An 18219-nucleotide genomic window follows, 5' to 3' on the forward strand; every position below is an offset into this window, starting at 1 on the left:
CTTACTTTCCTTCGTTCAGCGTCTGGTAAAAAGCCTTGACGTCGTCCCACGTCGGCAGGAGCCCGGAAGCTGCTGCTTCTGCGAGTCCTGGTGCGCCAGTGTCTTTCGGGGAGAGCAGCGGTTCGCCGGCTTCCTTCGGGAAGACCAGGCCGATCTGCTCATCGAGGGGGTTGATGCCGTGCTCGCGAGTGGGGTTGAAGACATCCGTCACCAGGTAGCTGACGGTGGCGTTGTCAGTCAGCGACACGAATGCGTGCCCCAGACCCTCGGCCAGGTAGATCGCCCTGCGATCGGTGTCGTCAAGCAACACGGTGTCCCACTGGCCGAACGTCGGCGAACCGACCCTGATGTCAATGACGTAGTCAAGGACCGCGCCGTGGGTCGCTGTGACGTACTTGGCCTGGCCGACAGGGATATCGGCGAAGTGGATGCCGCGAACGACGCCGCGCTTCGATACGGAGGTGTTCGCCTGCCGCAGGTTCAGCGAGTGACCGATCGTCTCTTCGAGCTTGTCGAAGCGGTACCACTCAAGGAACACGCCCCTGTCGTCGCCGAACTGCTTCGGCGTGATTTCATAGGAGTCTGGGATGGAGAGTTCGCGGATCTGCACCAAAGCATCCTACCAATCGCAGTTCAGTGCTCGACCATCAGTCTCCCTAGCGAGTGGCGACCTCGTAAATGTAGTAGGTCCGGTCTGTTCCTGCTGTCGATACCAGCTCCAGACATGGTGCCTCAAGAGGTGTCTCGGATACCGCCCAGCCCGGGTCAACTTTTTCAGCGATCACGGCGTCGCATGGGTCGATGGTCATTGTCATCCCGCTGCCGTTCACTCGCTCGATGATCGGCGACGTCCCAGCCGCCCCTGGAATCCACCGATATTGCGCGTAGTTGTTCCACAACTCTTCTTGTTCTGGCGCGAGCGCGTTCATCAGGTCTGCGTCAGGATATGGCGTCGTCCCTGAAATGCTCTGCTGGCCAGCCGAACGCACTTTTGCAACCGTGAAGAAGTCACCAAACACCATCGTTCTGGGATTGTCGCTCTCCCCCGTCACCGCGTGCAACTCCCGCACCAGCGAGTCATCTGCGAGCGGCGCAATACCCTGCTGGACCGGATTTATCTGTACCCAGCTGACAAAAGCGAAAATTCCGAGCAGGACGCTTGCTACAACAGGCTTCCTCGAACCGAGCAGCATGGCAAAGAGGGCACCGAGCACAAGCCCACTCAGGGCAACCACCTTCATGGAGACAAGAGCCGTGTCCCACGGGAGCCGCTCTGCGGACCACACAGTGACAACAGCGGTCAGTAGTGACGCACCCAGCAGCCACGGCCATCCCCATACCCGGGGTCGTCTCTGCACAGTTGTGGCTACTGCGACCATCATGATCGCCGCGAAGCCGAGAGCCAGAGGTGTGCGCGACGGCTGCACCCGTTGCAATTGGGTCACCTGCCCCACCCATTCGGGCAGGGGCAACAACATCCAGGCCAGAAGCAGGAGAATGACCGCTGAAAGAAGAGACAGCATCCAGACTGGCTCGGACGATCGAGTGACAGAACTCGTTAGAACCTCGGCCGAGAGTTCCAGATCGGTTCGCGGGTGCCGCCTGCGGCGCACTGTTCCGACAACAAGGAATACTGCCCCGACGATCCCAAGTGCGATCACAGGGAGAGGCAACCAACTCGACGCTGACTCTGAGAGATTCGCGTATGGGCCAACTCGACCGTCTGCCCCGAGGGATGCACCGGCGTCGCCCACCATCCAGAAGTTGAGAGGCGCGCTGAGTAGCGCTTCGAGCGACCCCGTCCCTGCCACTGTCTTGCGTTGCCCGGGATAGTAGGTATTCGCAACTGATTGAATCGCAGATTGATGTTGCAGCATCCAAGCGATAGCAACCCCGCCTGTTGCAAGAACTGCGACTCCCGCCGTCCAGGCAACTCTTCGCCAGGGAATGCGCCTGTCTAAAAAGAAACCGACTCCGAGTGCAACGATCACCAGGGCAATGGACACTTGCCACGGCGGATACAAGGTCAGCGCAAAAACGGCCCCGCTGAGTCCAGCCAATACTGAGAGCCCGATTGCCCAACTCGTACGTCGTACGAGCCACGCGCCGAGAACCGCCGCCGCTGCAAATGCCGCGTGCCCGAGGGTAAGCGATGGCTGCTGCCACCAACCAGCGTATGGAGTGAAAGTCGCTGCGATCGCCAAGCCAGTCGAGAGGAGCGGGCGCCTGGTCAGGATTCCAAATAGCGCGAAACACCCCCAGAGCGCGATTGCGGACGGCCACCACCAGGCAAAGGAAACCCCCCGGCTCGCGCCGAGGAACAGGTACCCCCACTCCTGAGGGGAAAAGACGGCTCCCCAATCGTGAGTCGGCCCGCCACCCGCCGCCACAGACTGGTCGACGTTGTTAAGCCCGATCCAGGCGTTGGCGGGCAACCCCTGCTCAACCGACGAGATCGCGTTGGGGGTCTGCAGAAGGAACTCATCGCTTCTGATACCGCGCGGGGTCCCCGCGAGCAAACCATCAGCCTCCTGCTGGGAGGAGAAGACTGCAATCGAAGATCCGCTGACGTCAAATCCAACGAGGGCTATGAATGCCACAAGCACTGCGATGGGAAAAATCGCCCAGCGAACGAATGACTGCCGCATGAATCCTGATGAGATTACTCGACGCAATCGTTTTCCTCCTGGCTTGTGCAGTGAGTTCGCGGGTCTGGGCGCACCATTCACTACAGAGGAAGAGGATACCTCAGGGGCGGTCGAGCATCTCCCCTGAGCGAATCGCACTCGATGACTTCACTCGACTTCCTACGAGCACTTCTTCAAGCTGGCCACCGCATCGCTCAAAGCGTTCACGCCGCCAATCAGAGTGGCTTTCGATGCCCCGAGTCGTGTGAGGTCGGTCACCACGCCTGACGGCACGCAGCTGGGCGGGACCACATACAACGGCGCTGAGCGGGACCCGGCAAGCACGGCGCCAGCAAGTGCATCCGGAAATTGATGACCCGTTGCGATGAATATCTCTGAAGCCGCAGTGAATGCCACCTTGTTGATCAGGCGCGATGTCTCGAAACGGTCACTGCCACCCTGTCTGGCAACGGTCAACCCGGCGCGCTTGAGTGTTGACTCGATACCGGAAGACACGACCGCAGTACCGCCAGCAATCGTGATCTTCTTGATTCCCAGTGAAGAGATCAGGGCCATCGTCGCCGAATCGACCTGAGCAGCGTTGCCGTCAACGAGAAGGACCGGGATCTTGCGCGCTCCTGCGGCTGCCGCGGCAGACAACGCATCGGGATAGTTCAGTGCCGTGGCAAGGTATGCCTCTGAAACCGTGCCAAAAGCGTCCTTGACGATGTTTCGCGACGTCTCGTAACGGGTTGCGCCCGCGATGCGGTCGACCCGAGCTGCCAACGGCTTCAAGGCTCTGAAGACTGCAGGCGAGACTGCATTCTCTCCGCCGACCACAACGATGCGGGCGGGCTTCAACCGCTTGATCTCTGTCTTGACGGAGTCAGGCAGTGCCGCAGCGTCAGTGAGCAGGAGCGGCCCGTGGTTCAATGATGCGGCAGGCGCTGCCGCGAGCGCATCTGGATAGTTTGCTCCCGTCGCCACGTAAACGACCGAAGCCGTAGTCGCGTAGCCAGCCTGCGACACCTTGATTGCTGTGGCATACCTATCGGCTCCCGAGATACGCGTGATCTTAGGTTTCGTCGGGGCCGGAGCCGCAGTCGGCTTTACCGTCGGGGTCGGGGTCGGCTTTACCGTCGGGGTCGGGGTCGGGGTCGGCTTTACCGTCGGGGTCGGAGTCGGCGTCGGCGTGCTTGAGCTCCCCGCGGCGGCCAGCGCAACGGATACATTTGCAACCCCATTTGCCACGCTGTTCACCAGCACAGTCATACCGCCCGACCGCGTAGAGAGGCTCTCCCCCGGAAGCAAATACAACTTGCTTCCTTTAAGGGGGCTCTTCTCCGGACTGTTCAAAACAATGGATGAGCCATTTGCACGCGTCGTCAGCACCCGGACCCCTATCGCAGTTCCGACGCCACTCAGTTTTCCTGATTCATACAGTGAACCGGCATCCGTTCCCCCGCCGCCCCTGAAGTCCACGTAGTAGACCTGACCGGTTCGAGGATCGGTCACCGCGAGATCGCGTAATCCGGCACTCTGCCCCACGGATACCAAGGGGAATGACTTCTGTGACGTTGCGCTGCCCGCAGCCAACGACACAGTCGACATCTCACCGTTCGCCACCGCACCCAAGCGCACCTTGTGCGTCACGTTGAGCGCGGTCGGGCGCGCATTGGTATAGACAACGCCGTTTGGTCCCCCCACCGACCACGAGGGACCCATCACGTCAAAGAAGTCACCGTATGCAAAGTCGGCGCAACCGTCGGAGAACACTCCGGTCGTTGCATTGATCACGCCCTCACTCATGGTTGCCACCGGGCACTGATGCGAGTTTGAGTGTTGCAACCCGAGGTTGTGGCCGAATTCATGGGTAACGGTATCGATGTCGCCGTATCCCTTGATAGACACCCACATGACGCCGCCGTAGCTGGCACTGACTGTTACTCCGTTGACGCCGACACTGCCGAGGCCCGATGCGGCACAGGCCGAGGGCACAAGCACCAACAAATGCTCAGAGGCTGTACTTGAATAATATGAGCGGCTTGGATGCCCAAATTTTGCAGCTGCCTCTGTCCACGCGTTTTGAGGACTCGTACAGCTGTATGCACTTGCATAACGCTGAATCGATCCGCTGAGAGTCACGGACTGCACCTGGTTGTTCGACTGTGACTTCCACGAGGCTCCGACAGTTGCGAGCATGGAGGTGATGGTTGCATCCGAAATGTAAGCGGTGTCGGGTGGGGTGACACCGCTCGGCGAAACCACCGCAACGTTCACCTTGTGGTTTGATGGCGCTGCCGCTGCCATCAGCACCTCGTCGTCGATGCCTTCTTCGCTGGACCGAAGGAGGTCAGCCTCGACGGGCGCACCGTCCGGAAAGACCATGTCATCCGCCTGCGATCGGATCAACGGCACCAGTTGGTCATCGTCACCTGTCGCCGCAAAAGCGGGACCTGCCTGCAGTATCCCGAGCACGAGCGCTCCGGTCAGAAGAATGCTGCCGCGGCGCAATACCGTGTTCACTCGGGTCATCGTGGGCCTCTCAGGGCAGTCAGGGCGGGGAACAAACAGCGCACATCACCGTTTTGCACGCGCGCAAGAACAGCAGGCTCGATGCTTATTGTCGACCATCGGCACGAATAACTGGGTCGTCAGGGAAAAAAGGTCACAATCCAGACGCAAATCTGCAGTCAGGAGGCCCTCAGTCCCCGCCCGGTAGACTAATGACGCCTCTTTTACGTATACAGACAGGTTACGAACACCTATGAAGATTCTCGTCACCGGCGGCGCCGGCTTTATCGGCTCGAACTTTGTTCGCCGCACACTGCAAGACGCATACCCGGGCCTCGAAGGAGCTGAGGTCGTCGTACTCGACGCACTCACCTACTCAGGCAACCTGGCGAACCTTGCCTCTGTCGCTGATTCACCGCGCTACACCTTCATCAAGGGCGACATCCGCGACGGTGCACTGCTCGACCAGCTGTTCCCCGACATCGACGCAGTCGTGCACTTCGCCGCAGAGTCGCACGTCGACCGCTCCGTGCGCGACGCCACCATCTTCGTCGAGACAAACGTTCTCGGCACCCAGCAGCTGCTGGACGCGGCCCTCCGCAACAACCTCAAGCGTTTCGTGCACGTCTCAACCGACGAGGTCTACGGCTCGATCGCAGAAGGCTCATGGGACGAAGAGCGACCACTCGAGCCCAACTCGCCGTACTCGGCGTCGAAGGCCGGCAGCGACCTGCTCGCGCGCAGCTACCACCGCACCCACGGACTCAACGTCTCGATCACGCGCTGCTCGAACAACTACGGCCCCTTCCACTTCCCTGAGAAGGTCATCCCGCTGTTCGTCACGAACCTGATCGACGACAAGCACGTTCCTCTCTACGGCGAGGGCAACAACATCCGTGACTGGCTGCACGTTGACGACCACACCCGTGGCATCGCCATGGTGCTGGTCAACGGCCGCGCCGGCGAGATCTACAACATCGGTGGAGGCACAGAGCTCACCAACAAGGAGCTCACCCAGCTGCTGCTCGACGCGACCGGCAAGGACTGGTCGTACGTCGACCGCGTCGCCGACCGCCTCGGCCACGACCTGCGCTACTCGGTCGACATCTCGAAGATCCAGGCAGAGCTCGGCTACGAGCCCCAGGTTCCCTTCGAGCAGGGCCTGGCTGAGGTCGTGCAGTGGTACCGCGACAACCGCGAGTGGTGGGAACCGCTCAAGGCTCGCGCGGCCCTGGCCTAACTGGCGCTCACTATGACCCGCTATCTCATCACTGGCGCATCCGGCATGCTCGGGCGCGATCTGCAGGCGGCACTCGCCGGGCGCGAATTCACCGCGCTCGGCCGTGCCGACCTGGATGTCACCGACCTGCAGGCCGTTACGGACGCCGCGCGCGGCCATGACGTCGTCATCAACGCCGCCGCGTACACGAAGGTCGACGACGCCGAGACGAACGAAGCCGACGCATACGCGGTTAACGCGATTGGTGCACGCAACCTGGCATCCGCTGCAGCTGCGCACTCGGCCAGACTCGTGCAGGTGTCGACCGACTACGTGTTCAACGGCAGCGCTACGTCGCCGTACCAGGAGAGCACTCCTGTTGACCCGATTTCTGCCTACGGCCGTACCAAGGCCGCCGGCGAGAAGTTCGTGATGGACGAGAACCCGGCCGGCAGCTTCATCGTGCGCACCGCATGGCTCTACGGAGCCCACGGTCCGAACTTCGCCAAGACGATGCTGCGCCTCGCTGCGTCTCACGACACGGTCAGCGTCGTGAACGATCAGCTCGGCCAGCCCACCTGGACCGGCGACCTCGCCGCCCAGATCGTGACGCTGCTCGACTCCGATGCTCCAGCGGGCATCTACCACGGCACCAACTCGGGCATCGCCAGCTGGTTCGACTTCGCCCGTGCAGTCTTCGAAGTGGCCGGACTCGATCCTCTGCGCGTCACCCCGACAGACAGCTCGACATTCGTGCGGCCGGCCCCGCGGCCGTCATACTCTGTACTGGGGCATGACGCCTGGAGCGCAGCTGGTCTGACACCGATGCGCGACTGGACAGAGGCGCTCGCCGAGGCAGCACAACGAGGAGTTCTGGGGGACGCATGACCACACTTCGGGTAGTCGTCGACCAGGTGGTCGCGCCAGTGCCCGGCAGTCTGGGGCGCTACACCTCTGAACTCACGCGGGCGCTCATAGAGTCGGCACCGGCGAACTGCGACGTCGAGGGCATCGTGTCCTCGTCGTCGCCCGAGCAGTACACGGCGCTCGAGGAGTCCCTCCCCGGACTTAGTGGCCTGTACAAGACGACGCTGAGCCGCCGGGAGCTTGCCGCTGCCTGGCAGCTCGGCGTGACGTCGTCCCCTGGGCCTGGAATGATCCATGCACCGAGCCTCCTGGCTCCGCTTCGACGCCACGACCGGGTGTACGGCGGCACCCAGGTGGCCGTGAGCATCCACGACCTGCTGGCCTGGACACATCCCGAGTCGCTCACCCCGACGACCGTCGCCTGGACCAAGGGCATGGCCAAGCGCGCCAGAAAGCATGCTGATGCGATCGTGGTTCCGAGCCACACTGTCGCGACCCAGCTCTCTGAGATCATCGACTTTGGCGACCGCGTGCGCGTGATCGGCCCAGCCGTCGCCCGCGGATTCCAGCTGCCTGGCCACCAGCTGGCCCAGGCGTTCGCCGACGAACTCGTCGCCGAGCGCATCGAAGCACTGCAGTTGCCCGACGAATATATTCTCACCGCAGGAACGCTCGAGCCGCGCACGGCGATCACCTCCCTGATCACGGCGCTCGGGTTGCCTGGCGCGCCTGATTTGCCGCTTGTTGTCCTCGGCCCTGACAGCTGGGGCGAGATCTCGCTGGCTGCCGTCGCCGATGAAGCCGGACTGGCCGAGGGACGCGTGCGCTCGCTGACCGGGTTGAGCGACTCCGACCTCGCACTCGTTTTTTCGCGGGCGGCTGTCTTCGTCTACCCCAGCCTCGAAGAAGGTTTCGGCCTGCCCATCATCCAGGCCTTCCAGTCCGGAACACCCGTCATCCACTCGGATGCCCCGGCTCTCATCGAGGTGGGTGGCGAGGCTGGCCTTGTCGTTGAACGCAAGGACAGTGCTGGCTACCCGACGCGACTGGCTGATGCAATCAGCACGGTGCTCAGCGACAGCGAGCTGGCAGACCGACTGACGATCTATGGAAGCGACCGTGCCAAGGCATTCAGCTGGCGCGACTCTGCCGAACGAGTATGGCAGCTGCACGCTGACCTCTAGGCCTGGCGAATGAGGGCGATCCTCCCCCGGTGGGCAGACACGCGCAGGGTCTTCGGGCTCGTGCGCGTGGTTACCGCGCTGACCGGCATCGTGGCATTGATCGGCTACTTCAACTACTCGATCGGTACAAGTCCGCTGGCGATCGGCAACTTCTTCAGCTACTTCACCGTACAGAGCATGATGTTCGCCGTGATCGTGTTGATCCTAGGGGCGATCAACGCGTTCAGCTCGCCTGTCGATCCGATCTGGCTCGATGTGACGAGGGTGCTCGCGGCAACCTATGTGACAGTTTCCGGGATCGTGTTCGCCATCATCCTCGTTGAAGGCACGCTGCGGAACATCCCGGTCTGGGCACCGTGGTCGAGCCTGATCATCCACTTCGTGATCCCGGTCATCGTGCTTGTCGACTGGCTGGTAGCGCCTGGTCGCTCTGTGCCCTGGAAGAGCCTGGCCTGGGTGTTGATCTTCCCGTCGATCTGGATCGTCTACACGATGATCAGAGGCAGTTCGGTGTACTGGTACCCATATTTCTTCCTCGACCCAGACCAGGTGTCGTTTCCGTTGGAGTTCGGTATGTACGCGCTGATCATCATCGGGATCATCACAGGCATCACGTCACTGTTGATCGCGATCAGCAGGCTGCCACGGATGGAACTGATGCGGGAGCGCCTGGCCAGGAAGCGCGAGGGCTGACGCCGCCCCGCCAGGCCGCAGGGACGTCAGGCCGCAGGAGCGTCAGGTGTCGGGCTGGGAGTCTCCGTTGCGGGCCCGGTGGTGTCGACGAACGGTTCGAGGCTGTCCAACGCGGCCTGCAGCGCGTCTGAATCGCTGGCCTTCGCCTGGCGCAGCGCTGCATCGGCGCCGAGCACACCAATCAGGATGGGTTCGCCCGTCAGCGCCATCATGTTGTACCAGAGCGGATACGCGACGTCATCGCCGACAATCGTCCAGACGGTGGCATCCGTCGACCAAAATGGCTCGTCGTAGCGCAGGATCATCTTCTCTTGCAGCCCCATGCCGAGCGCATTGATCGCAGCCCGGTGGCTGAAAGGCAGCACCGGATCAAACGTGATGGTGTCGCTCTTCAGCACACCGAGTGGAACTGTAACGATCACCCGATCGGCAGAGAGCGAGTCTCCGCGTGACAAGCGAAGACTCACGCCGCGATCGGTCTGGCTCACCAACGTAACGGCGCTCGAAGGCAGGATGTCGAGACCGTCGAGAGCTGTGGTCACCAGCTTCTCGTATTCACCGGTCACATAGCGATCGTCATCGGTGCTGCGCGTCGGGTCTCCGGGAAACCAGGCAGACAGCTCAGTGGGGTCTGCGCCGCTGTCTACGTCGACCCTGGTCGCCAGGAATGTGTTCAGCCGCGTCAAGTCAGACACTCCCGCATCGTCCCTGGTATCGCTCACGTCGCCTGCTCCTGAACCGGTGAGCGCCTCGGCCACCGACAGGTCGACAGGTTGCGTTGCGGCCCAGGCGAGGGCCTTCGTCACGGCATCCGCGCCGACAGCGCTGGGTTCGACTTCTGCTCCTGCGGGAGTTCGATCACCGGGGAGGTAGTCGAATGGACTGGCAGTGACGTCGATCGCTGCCAGTTCGTCGACAAGGGCGTTGTGCGAGGAGTTCCAAATCCAGGCCGCACCGAGTTCAACCGGAGTTGGCCAATCATTGTCATTCAGGGTGAGGATGCGACCGCCAGAGCGGTCCCTGCCCTCGACGACAACAACCGAATACCCGGCATCTGCGAGGTATCTGGCGGCGGTTGCTCCCGCGATTCCAGCACCAATGACCGCGACACGCTCATCAGTGGATGCGATCTCAGCAATGGACTCGGCTGCTCGTTTGCCCGATGATTGAGCGCCCTGTACCGTGCCGGGACTCACCTCATCGGTGTGTTCGCCCGCGAAGAAGATCCGGCCGTTCACCGGTTGGCGCAGGGCAACACGCTGGTCGGGCAGCGACCCGACAGGCTGGTAGCTGAACGCTCCTTGCGCAAATGGATCTGTCGACCACGACGTGCGCTGAAACGCGCTCGGCTGCGGAACCACGGTCGGCGTCGGCGCCACTGTCGGGGTCGGCGATGGCGTCGGAGGTTCGGGCGTGCAGGCGGCCAGGGCGACCACAGACGCGCCTGCAGCCGATCCAATGAGAAAGTTCCGTCGCTTCATAGTCATTCCGAGGTCACTGTATCCGCTGGCGGACCTGATGTGCCACCAGGCGCATCCGCTCCGCCACCTATTCCGCCGGGGTCTCCGTTGGAGCAGGTGCCAACGCCGTGTCGATCATCTGCCGGATGACGTCGTAGTCGGGGTCGGTCGGATCGATGTCGTTATCTGGCGTCAGGTTCACCGAATTGATCGGCAGCGTCTTGGTCTTCGACGAGAGATTAACGAAGTATCCAAGCATGCTCTGCGGGATGTCGGTCTTCACAACCTGCGTGCCGGCAGACGCAACGGCCTCGAACTTCGCCAGCACGTTCGTCGGATTCGCCTGCGCGAGGATCGCCTCCTGCAGCTGGTGCTGCCGGTTCATGCGGTCGTAGTCGCTGGTGCCGTGACGCGAGCGTGCAAACCACAGTGCGTGGTAGCCGTCCATGTGCTGCATACCTGGCTCGAACCAGAACGCCACATCGGTGAAGGTGTCGTCTGAGTGCACAGGAACGCGGCTCTGAACATCGATATCAACGCCGCCGAGCGCGTCGATGAGGTCGGAGAAGCCCTGCATGTCGATCAGCACGTAGTACTGGATGCTCAGGCCGGTGATGCCCTCTGCGGCATCGCGCATGCCTTCGATGCCGGGTTCGCTGCCTTCTGAGACCGCGTTCGGGTACATTTCGGGGCTCTTCAGCTCAACCTCGGTGTAGACCCAGTTGAGCTGGCAGGCGCTCGGGTCGTCTCCGACCTCGCAGCCGTCGATCGATCCATAGCCCTCCGGGTACACGTCGGCGAGGGGTGAGCCATCGGAGAACGGGAACCACTGCAGGTCGCGCGGCAGGCCGATCATGGTGGCCTGGCCAGTCTCGGCATCGATGCTCACCACGGAGATGCTGTCCGGCCGCATCCCTTCGCGGTCGTCCCCCGCGTCGCCTCCGAGCAGCAGGATGTTGTACCGGCCATCGACCGGTGGCACCGACGGTCCTGCGGTGAACACTGACGACAAGAACCCACTGGCGGATGTAGCAACGTACGCCCCATACGACGCGGTACCGGCGACGACCACCATCAGGATCGTGGCAAACATGGCAATTAGCGGGCGCGCACCGGGGGCAGCACGCACCAGGCGTACAAGACGAAGGGTGTCGAGGGTCAGGACCACCCAGACCACCGCGTAGAAAGCGAGGACGATGGCCAGCGCCCACAGGCCGATGAAGCTCGTGAAGACGGTGAGAACGACGGCCGGCCACAACAGGTAGGACACACCGGCCACGATCGCCAGCACCCACAACGTGAGAGTCGCCCCCAGACCGAACCGGCCGAGACGGCGGCTGCCGGCCAGCACCTGTGCTGAGCCGGGGACGAGGAAGTTCAGGAGGACAAGCCACCAGCCCCGCTTGGTCATCACCCGAGCTGAGCCGAGATCGGGGTATCTGATCGGGCTACTCACAGTACTCACAGGCGGGCTCGGAGATCTCGGCTCTTCTGCTCGACCTGCGCCGACAGTGAGGCCGCGTATTCGTCCAGCTTGATGCGGAGCGAGTCGTCTGCCGTTGCGAGAATCTTGACGGCAATCAGGCCGGCGTTCTTGGCGCCGCCGATCGATACCGTCGCCACAGGGACACCGCCGGGCATCTGCACGATGGAGAGCAGGGAGTCGAGACCGTCGAGTCTGCCGAGCGGCACGGGGACGCCGACAACAGGAAGGGTTGTGACCGCGGCGAGCATGCCAGGAAGATGTGCAGCGCCACCGGCGCCCGCGATGATCACCTTGAGGCCGCGGGCGTGCGCCGATGCGCCGTAGTCGATCATCTTCTGTGGGGTGCGGTGGGCAGAGACCACGTCGACCTCACAAGGGATGCCAAAGTCGCGAAGCACCTGTACGGCGTCGCTCATCACGTTCCAGTCGGAGTCGGAGCCCATGACGACCCCAACGAGCGGGTTCTCCCCATTGATCGGGGTCTGGACTACTCCGTTGGGAACGGTTTCGGGCACAGTGTTCTCTTGCACGGAGTCGATCTTATGGCTCAGTCCTGAAAGAAGGCCGCAGTGGCACGCGCCTGATAGGCGACGTCGTCGAGGTCGTCTCCGCTGGCCGTGACATGTCCGACCTTGCGGCCGGGCCGAGGATCCTTGCCGTAGTTGTGGATTTTCACACTCGGATGAGTCGACAGGGCTTCCGGGTATCGGTCGACAAGCGTGCCGGTTGATGGTCCGCCGAGGATGTTCACCATGAACGACCAGGCATCCCGCGTATCGGTTCCGCCGAGCGGAAGGTCAAGTACCGCACGCAGGTGCTGCTCGAATTGGCCTGTCGTCGAACCGTCGGTCGACCAGTGCCCGCTGTTGTGCGGACGCATGGCCAGCTCGTTGACCAGCACCCTGTCATCCGTTGTCTCGAAGAGTTCGACAGCGAGAACGCCGGTGACGCCGATGCCCTCGGCAACCGCGATCGCGATGTCATGGGCCATGTCGGCGACCTTGCCGACCGAACCGGGAGCGGGAGCGATGACCTCTGCACAGACGCCGTCGCGCTGGACTGTCTCGACAACGGGCCAGGCCACGATCTCACCGGAGGGTCGACGGGCGACCAGCTGTGCCAGCTCCCGCTTGAAATCGACGAGTTCTTCGACGAGGAGCGCTCCGCCGTTCGCATCTTCGGCGAGCGCGGTGAACCAGTCGTCGGCTTCATGGGCGTGCCGGACGACACGCACACCCTTTCCGTCGTATCCACCGCGAGCCGTCTTGACGACAGCGCGGTCGTTGTGTGCCGCCAGGAACTCCGCGAGTTGTTCGGAGTTCTCGACGCGCGCCCAGTCAGGAACAGGCAGGCCGAGCTCTGACAGCTTCTGACGCATCAGCAGCTTGTCTTGGGCGTAGAGCAGCGCATCGGGACCCGGGTGCACCTGGATGCCCCTGTCGACGAGTTCGCGCAGGATCTCCTGCGGAACGTGCTCGTGATCGAAGGTGATCACATCCACTGTTTCGGCAAATGCGAGCACGACATCCCTGTCGCGGTAGTCGCCGACCATGACGGCAGCGAGCTCGGCCGACATGCCGTCGTTCTCGGCCAGCACTCGAATCTCGAGGCCGAGATTCACCGCAGCGGGGATCATCATCCTGGCCAATTGACCGCCGCCGATGACGCCAACAATCGTGCTCATTCGTTCACCAATTTCTGTGCGAGCTTTCATATCGTCGCAACGTAACTCTCAGGATGCGTTCTCAGGTTCGACCTAGACTTCATAGCCTTGAACCATCTTGGCTCAATATTAGCTTTGCGGGTTCACCCCATTCCAACGACCGGACGGACGCATGTCACTCAGCACAAATCGCCGGAATCGACTGATGGTGTTCGTCACCCAGCTCGGTAAGTTCGGCGTTGTGGGACTCGTGGGTTTCGCTGTCGACGTGACAGTGTTCAACCTGCTGCGTGCGACCATCTTCGACCCGCAGGTCATGCATGCCGGCCCTCTCTACGCGAAGCTCATTTCGACGACCCTGGCCATCATCGCGAACTGGATGGGCAACCGGTACTGGACGTTCGCCAAGGATCGCCAGAGCCAGACGGTGCGCGAGGGTGTCGAGTTCTTCCTCGTCAGCCTGGTCGGCATGGGTATCGGCCTTGGCTGCCTCTGGTTCAGCCACTATGTGCTCGGATACACGAGCCTCGTGGCCGACAACATCTCATCGAACGTGATCGGCCTCGCGCTCGGGTCTGCCTTCCGGTTCCTGCTCTACCGCTACTGGGTGTTCTCGCCTGGCCGGAGCGCTGCGCGGGCCGCGGGGGCGTCGACAACCAGTGCGTCTACGGGCGGGGCGTCCACACAGACGGCGTCACAGAAGGCATCCACGCAGACCGCTCCGGCCGAGCCGGCAACCTCGACCGGTCGGCTAGCGACCGTTCCAGAAGGTCGATTCATCGGCGAGAGTTGACTGCTGACCCTGTCGCCGCGATCCGGTCAGGGTCTGCGAGGACTCCATCAGGTCGTGCAGCACACGCTGCACGAGATCGGCTTTCGGAACGTCTTTCAAGACCAGCGGATGCTCAAGCCCCGAGTTGATCAGCACGTTGCCTGATCGGAATGCCGACTGGATCCAGTTGCGCCTCACCGTCAGGTCGTAGCCGCGGCTGTGCAGCAGTTCCTGTCTGGTTCGCACGAACACGCCCCGCTTGAAAATGATCCGTCTGGTCGTGATCGTGTACTGGTGGTTCAGCCAGAAGATGAGTGGCAGCAGCCACAGCAACACGATGGTGAGGGCTGCGCCGCTGAGAAGTGCGATGGTCTCCCACTGCTCGGGCAGTTGCCCGGAGAAATACCCCGTGGCGGCGCACACCGTGATGAGCAGCAGCGTCGGCCAGAACAGCACTCTGGCGTGCGGCCTCAACCGGGCAACGACGCGTTCTGTCTGCACCGGTGCCGCGGTGTCGGCTGGAGCCGCAGGACTGTTCGTCATATGCCCATTAATACCTCAGGTGAGTGACATCGCCGGCCGCGACAGCCTGCAGCTCGTCATTCGCCTGGTTTCGCACGATCAAACGGCCGCCCAGATCGAGCGCTGTTGCAATGCCGACCAGATCGTCGCCACCTGGCAGCTCGACACGGATCTGCGTGCCGAGGGTGCCGCAGAGCTCGGTGACTGCCTCGAGCAATCCGCTGGCCACCGGGTCGCCCTCGGCCGCCACGAATGCGCGGTACAGCGTGGAAAGCTCGGTGAGGTAACCGGCAAGGACAGCATCGGGCTCTGGATTGTTCCCCGTCACCAACGACAGGGATGTCGCCGTCAGCGTCGGCAGGTCGTGCTCGTCAAGCGAGACGTTCAGCCCGGCACCGATCACCAGGCCGTCTGCAGTCGGCAGCAGCTCTGACAGGATGCCTGACACCTTGTAGCCGTCGATCAACACGTCGTTCGGCCATTTCAGGGTCACCTCGTGACTCGGAGTCTCCACCTCACGCAGATCCTGGATCGGCACCTCACTTGCCGCGACGACCGTGCGCACCGCCCGCGTCATGGCGGCACCGGCCAGCAACGGGAACCAGCCGAAGTGCTCAAGCGAGAGCATCTCTCCGTTTCGCAGCATGGGCCGCAGCAAGACGGAGATTGCCAGGGATTTACCCGTCGGTGCCAGCCACGTGCGGCCCAGACGGCCGCGGCCGCGAGTCTGGTTATCGGTGACGACCACCGACAGGTCAGGCCAGGTTGCGGCATCCGCTCCCGTGGCGTGGCCGACAAGCACATCGTTTGTCGAACCGGCCTCCGCCAGATACTCGAAGCGCGAGACAGCGTCGCTGCTCTGCGTAAACAGGGGTGTGGGTCCTGTGCCGGTGAATTCCATCTGCCGCTCTCTCGACTCGTGCCGCGTTCGTCGCCGACTCCCCGACATAACTCCTGCAATTCTCGCTGATGCCGCACGAAACCGTGCTCATCCGGCCGGAATGCCGAAATCTGCAGGAGTTATGCCGAGAATGGCACCGTGCTCGCGCCGATGCTGGGAGGAAGTGACCAGCGATTGCACAGAGATTTGTAGACATTCGTCAACACTCTGGCCGAAGGGTTGGCCGGTAGAGTGAACCGCGTGACTGATAACGCACCCACTTCTGGCCACGACCTGTACACCACGGCCGGCAAGCTCGCCGATCTCAAGGACCGCTACCACGAGGCCGTAACGGCCAGTGGCGAAGCAGCCGTAGAGAAGCAGCATGCCAAGGGCAAGATGACGGCGCGTGAGCGCATCGACCTGCTGCTCGATCACGGCTCGTTCGTCGAGCTCGACGAGTTCGTACGCCACCGCACCCACGCTTTCGGCATGGAAAAGAAGCGTCCGTATGGCGACGCCGTCGTGACAGGAACCGGCACCATCCACGGCCGCCAGGTCGCCGTGTACTCTCAGGACTTCACCATCTTCGGCGGCTCGCTCGGCGAAGTCGCCGGTGAAAAGATCATCAAGGTGATGGACCTCGCGCTGAAGACCGGCGTGCCGATCATCGGCATCCTCGACTCCGGCGGAGCGCGCATCCAGGAAGGTGTCGTCGCCCTCGGAAAGTACGGCGAGATCTTCCGTCGCAACACCGCGGCGTCCGGTGTCATCCCGCAGATCTCGATCATCTGTGGCCCGGCAGCCGGCGGCGCCGTGTACTCGCCTGCACTCACCGACTTCGTGATCATGGTCGACAAGACCAGCCAGATGTTCGTGACCGGCCCTGACGTCATCAAGACAGTCACCGGTGAAGACGTCGGCATGGAAGAGCTCGGCGGCGCGCTCACCCACAACAAGATCTCCGGTGTCTCGCACTATCTGGCCAGCGACGAGCCAGACGCACTCGACTACGCCCGCACCCTGCTCAGCTTCCTGCCAGACAACAACCTGGCCGAGCTGCCGGTCTTCGAGAGCGACGTTCAGCTCGAGATGTCGGATGCCGATCGCAAGCTCAACACGATCATCCCCGACTCCCCCAACCAGCCATACGACGTGAAGACCGTCATTGAGCACATCGTCGACAACGGCGACTTCCTCGAGACTCAGCCGCTGTTCGCACCCAACATCGTCGTGGGCTTCGCCCGCGTCGAGGGTCGCTCTGTCGGTATCGTCGCCAACCAGCCGAACGCCATGGCGGGCACCCTCAACATCGAGGCCGGCGAAAAGGCAGCACGATTCGTGCGCTTCTGCGACGCGTTCTCGATTCCGATCCTCACCCTCGTCGACGTACCCGGCTACTTGCCGGGCACCGATCAGGAGTGGACCGGCGTCATCCGTCGTGGAGCCAAGCTGCTCTACGCATACGCAGAGGCGACAGTGCCCCTGGTCACCGTCATTCTCCGCAAGGCATACGGCGGGGCGTACATCGTGATGGGCTCCAAGCAGCTCGGTGCAGACATCAACCTGGCCTGGCCCACGGCCGAAATCGCCGTCATGGGCGGTCAGGGCGCCGTGAACATCCTGTACCGCAACGAAATCAAGGCAGCAGAAGCCGCAGGAGAGGATGTCGCTGCAGTGCGCACCCGCCTGGCAAACGAGTACACGTACAACGTCGCAAGCCCGTTCCTGGCGGCTGAGCGCGGCGAGCTCGATGGCATCATCGAACCGGCGGCAACGCGCGTCTCAATCACCAAGGCGCTGCGGGCGCTCCGCACGAAGCGCGCAAGCCTGCCGGCCAAAAAGCACGGCAACATCCCGCTGTAGGGAGCGACAATGACGCCATCACACACGTGGGATCAGACCCCGGAATTCGATCCATCCGACATCGTCTTCGTCACGCCACACGTGAGCTCGACGGAGGTCGCCGCAGTGACAGCTGTCGTGCGGGGCTTACTCCAGGAGGAGTCGGCCGACCTACGTACGCCGGCACCCGGTCAGAGCGCCTGGCAGAAAAGCCAGCGCGCCCTTCGGTCACCACTTTCTCCCGGCACCGGAGTCTGGCGAAGCTTTAGCGGTTAAAGCTCTCGCCTCACGCGCTTTTCTGCGATAGTCTGTCGCGTTTGGGCGCAGCAGACTCCGAGTTTGTCCCCCCAAATGCCGACTATCACCACCCTGTCCAGCCCGGCACTATAGATATTGCTAGGTGTCACTCATTGGGTTACACCACCAATCATTCGCCGACTAGGGTAAGCAGGCGAATGTGTTGGGGGCGAGTCAGGGTGGTATTCGG

General features: G+C 62.5%; 16 protein-coding genes. 7 read left to right on the plus strand and 9 right to left on the minus strand.

Features of this window, described 5'->3' with window-relative positions; translation table 11 throughout:
- Nucleotide 1 precedes the first annotated feature (1 nt).
- The 3 genes from ACMT3I_RS08785 to ACMT3I_RS08795 all read right to left on the minus strand — a co-directional run bounded on the left by ACMT3I_RS08785 (nt 2) and on the right by ACMT3I_RS08795 (nt 5162).
- Nucleotides 2-610, minus strand: coding sequence for a dTDP-4-dehydrorhamnose 3,5-epimerase family protein (locus ACMT3I_RS08785; protein WP_414804109.1), 609 nt, complete (start codon nt 608-610; stop codon nt 2-4).
- Between the two features lie 46 nt (nt 611-656).
- Entirely contained in the window at nt 657-2648 is a 1992-nt protein-coding gene (locus ACMT3I_RS08790) for a hypothetical protein (RefSeq protein ID WP_414804110.1), read from the minus strand.
- Nucleotides 2649-2807: 159 nt separating this feature from the next.
- Nucleotides 2808-5162 carry a cell wall-binding repeat-containing protein gene (locus tag ACMT3I_RS08795; RefSeq protein ID WP_414804111.1) on the minus strand — a complete coding sequence of 785 codons (2355 nt, stop codon included), beginning with the start codon at nt 5160-5162 and terminating at the stop codon, nt 2808-2810.
- A gap of 232 nt (nt 5163-5394) precedes the next feature.
- Between ACMT3I_RS08795 and rfbB the strand changes: the two genes are divergently transcribed.
- From rfbB to ACMT3I_RS08815, 4 genes are read left to right on the plus strand one after another with little or no spacing between them, the layout of a single operon-like run.
- On the plus strand, nt 5395-6381 hold the full coding sequence (gene rfbB, locus ACMT3I_RS08800) for a dTDP-glucose 4,6-dehydratase (protein ID WP_414804112.1): 987 nt from the start codon (nt 5395-5397) through the stop codon (nt 6379-6381).
- A 12-nt stretch (nt 6382-6393) separates the two neighbouring features.
- Entirely contained in the window at nt 6394-7248 is an 855-nt protein-coding gene (gene rfbD, locus ACMT3I_RS08805) for a dTDP-4-dehydrorhamnose reductase (RefSeq protein ID WP_414804113.1), read from the plus strand.
- Nucleotides 7245-8411: a glycosyltransferase family 4 protein gene (locus tag ACMT3I_RS08810; RefSeq protein WP_414804114.1), complete on the plus strand. Its 1167-nt coding sequence runs from the start codon at nt 7245-7247 to the stop codon at nt 8409-8411. Before rfbD ends, ACMT3I_RS08810 begins: the two co-directional genes overlap by 4 nt.
- 9 nt (nt 8412-8420) lie before the next feature.
- Nucleotides 8421-9104, plus strand: a complete 684-nt coding sequence (locus tag ACMT3I_RS08815) for a Pr6Pr family membrane protein (RefSeq protein ID WP_414804115.1) — start codon at nt 8421-8423, stop codon at nt 9102-9104.
- 26 nt (nt 9105-9130) lie between these two features.
- Here ACMT3I_RS08815 and ACMT3I_RS08820 read toward each other — a convergent pair whose 3' ends face one another.
- From ACMT3I_RS08820 to ACMT3I_RS08835, 4 genes are all read right to left on the minus strand, one after another.
- A complete protein-coding gene (locus ACMT3I_RS08820) occupies nt 9131-10591 on the minus strand; it encodes an FAD-dependent oxidoreductase (protein ID WP_414804116.1) in 1461 nt (486 codons plus the stop codon).
- A 61-nt stretch (nt 10592-10652) separates the two neighbouring features.
- Nucleotides 10653-11975: an LCP family protein gene (locus ACMT3I_RS08825; RefSeq protein WP_414804117.1), complete on the minus strand. Its 1323-nt coding sequence runs from the start codon at nt 11973-11975 to the stop codon at nt 10653-10655.
- Between the two features lie 50 nt (nt 11976-12025).
- Entirely contained in the window at nt 12026-12493 is a 468-nt protein-coding gene (purE, locus tag ACMT3I_RS08830) for a 5-(carboxyamino)imidazole ribonucleotide mutase (RefSeq protein WP_414804484.1), read from the minus strand.
- A 104-nt stretch (nt 12494-12597) separates the two neighbouring features.
- Complete coding sequence (locus ACMT3I_RS08835) at nt 12598-13764, minus strand: 5-(carboxyamino)imidazole ribonucleotide synthase (protein WP_414804118.1); 1167 nt, start codon at nt 13762-13764, stop codon at nt 12598-12600.
- 121 nt (nt 13765-13885) lie between these two features.
- Here ACMT3I_RS08835 and ACMT3I_RS08840 point away from each other — a divergent pair, with 121 nt between their 5' ends.
- The gene (locus ACMT3I_RS08840; RefSeq protein WP_414804119.1) at nt 13886-14506 is read left to right on the plus strand and encodes a GtrA family protein; all 621 of its coding nucleotides are present in this window, start codon (nt 13886-13888) and stop codon (nt 14504-14506) included.
- Here the strand turns inward: ACMT3I_RS08840 and ACMT3I_RS08845 are convergent.
- Both ACMT3I_RS08845 and ACMT3I_RS08850 read right to left on the minus strand, forming a co-directional pair.
- Nucleotides 14465-15028: a PH domain-containing protein gene (locus ACMT3I_RS08845; RefSeq protein WP_414804120.1), complete on the minus strand. Its 564-nt coding sequence runs from the start codon at nt 15026-15028 to the stop codon at nt 14465-14467. The two genes, ACMT3I_RS08840 and ACMT3I_RS08845, sit on opposite strands and share 42 nt — an antisense overlap.
- A 7-nt stretch (nt 15029-15035) precedes the next feature.
- Entirely contained in the window at nt 15036-15908 is an 873-nt protein-coding gene (locus ACMT3I_RS08850) for a biotin--[acetyl-CoA-carboxylase] ligase (RefSeq protein WP_414804121.1), read from the minus strand.
- 231 nt (nt 15909-16139) lie between these two features.
- Here ACMT3I_RS08850 and ACMT3I_RS08855 point away from each other — a divergent pair, with 231 nt between their 5' ends.
- The gene (locus tag ACMT3I_RS08855) at nt 16140-17753 is read left to right on the plus strand and encodes an acyl-CoA carboxylase subunit beta (protein ID WP_414804122.1); all 1614 of its coding nucleotides are present in this window, start codon (nt 16140-16142) and stop codon (nt 17751-17753) included.
- Between the two features lie 9 nt (nt 17754-17762).
- A complete protein-coding gene (locus tag ACMT3I_RS08860) occupies nt 17763-18008 on the plus strand; it encodes an acyl-CoA carboxylase subunit epsilon (protein ID WP_414804123.1) in 246 nt (81 codons plus the stop codon).
- Nucleotides 18009-18219: the final 211 nt, after the last annotated feature.

It is taken from the genome of Leifsonia sp. A12D58 (genome assembly GCF_047530025.1).
In the GTDB taxonomy this organism is placed as follows: domain Bacteria; phylum Actinomycetota; class Actinomycetes; order Actinomycetales; family Microbacteriaceae; genus Cryobacterium.

What these genes read in the sequence shown, in the direction of transcription:
- ACMT3I_RS08790 (WP_414804110.1), bottom strand. Translation starts at nt 2,648, where the DNA reads ATGCGGCAGTCATTCGTTCGCTGGGCGATTTTTCCCATCGCAGTGCTT.
- ACMT3I_RS08795 (WP_414804111.1), bottom strand. Translation starts at nt 5,162, where the DNA reads ATGACCCGAGTGAACACGGTATTGCGCCGCGGCAGCATTCTTCTGACC.
- rfbB (WP_414804112.1), top strand. Translation starts at nt 5,395, where the DNA reads ATGAAGATTCTCGTCACCGGCGGCGCCGGCTTTATCGGCTCGAACTTT.
- rfbD (WP_414804113.1), top strand. Translation starts at nt 6,394, where the DNA reads ATGACCCGCTATCTCATCACTGGCGCATCCGGCATGCTCGGGCGCGAT.
- ACMT3I_RS08810 (WP_414804114.1), top strand. Translation starts at nt 7,245, where the DNA reads ATGACCACACTTCGGGTAGTCGTCGACCAGGTGGTCGCGCCAGTGCCC.
- ACMT3I_RS08815 (WP_414804115.1), top strand. Translation starts at nt 8,421, where the DNA reads ATGAGGGCGATCCTCCCCCGGTGGGCAGACACGCGCAGGGTCTTCGGG.
- ACMT3I_RS08820 (WP_414804116.1), bottom strand. Translation starts at nt 10,591, where the DNA reads ATGACTATGAAGCGACGGAACTTTCTCATTGGATCGGCTGCAGGCGCG.
- ACMT3I_RS08825 (WP_414804117.1), bottom strand. Translation starts at nt 11,975, where the DNA reads ATGACCAAGCGGGGCTGGTGGCTTGTCCTCCTGAACTTCCTCGTCCCC.
- purE (WP_414804484.1), bottom strand. Translation starts at nt 12,493, where the DNA reads ATGGGCTCCGACTCCGACTGGAACGTGATGAGCGACGCCGTACAGGTG.
- ACMT3I_RS08835 (WP_414804118.1), bottom strand. Translation starts at nt 13,764, where the DNA reads ATGAAAGCTCGCACAGAAATTGGTGAACGAATGAGCACGATTGTTGGC.
- ACMT3I_RS08840 (WP_414804119.1), top strand. Translation starts at nt 13,886, where the DNA reads ATGTCACTCAGCACAAATCGCCGGAATCGACTGATGGTGTTCGTCACC.
- ACMT3I_RS08845 (WP_414804120.1), bottom strand. Translation starts at nt 15,028, where the DNA reads ATGACGAACAGTCCTGCGGCTCCAGCCGACACCGCGGCACCGGTGCAG.
- ACMT3I_RS08850 (WP_414804121.1), bottom strand. Translation starts at nt 15,908, where the DNA reads ATGGAATTCACCGGCACAGGACCCACACCCCTGTTTACGCAGAGCAGC.
- ACMT3I_RS08860 (WP_414804123.1), top strand. Translation starts at nt 17,763, where the DNA reads ATGACGCCATCACACACGTGGGATCAGACCCCGGAATTCGATCCATCC.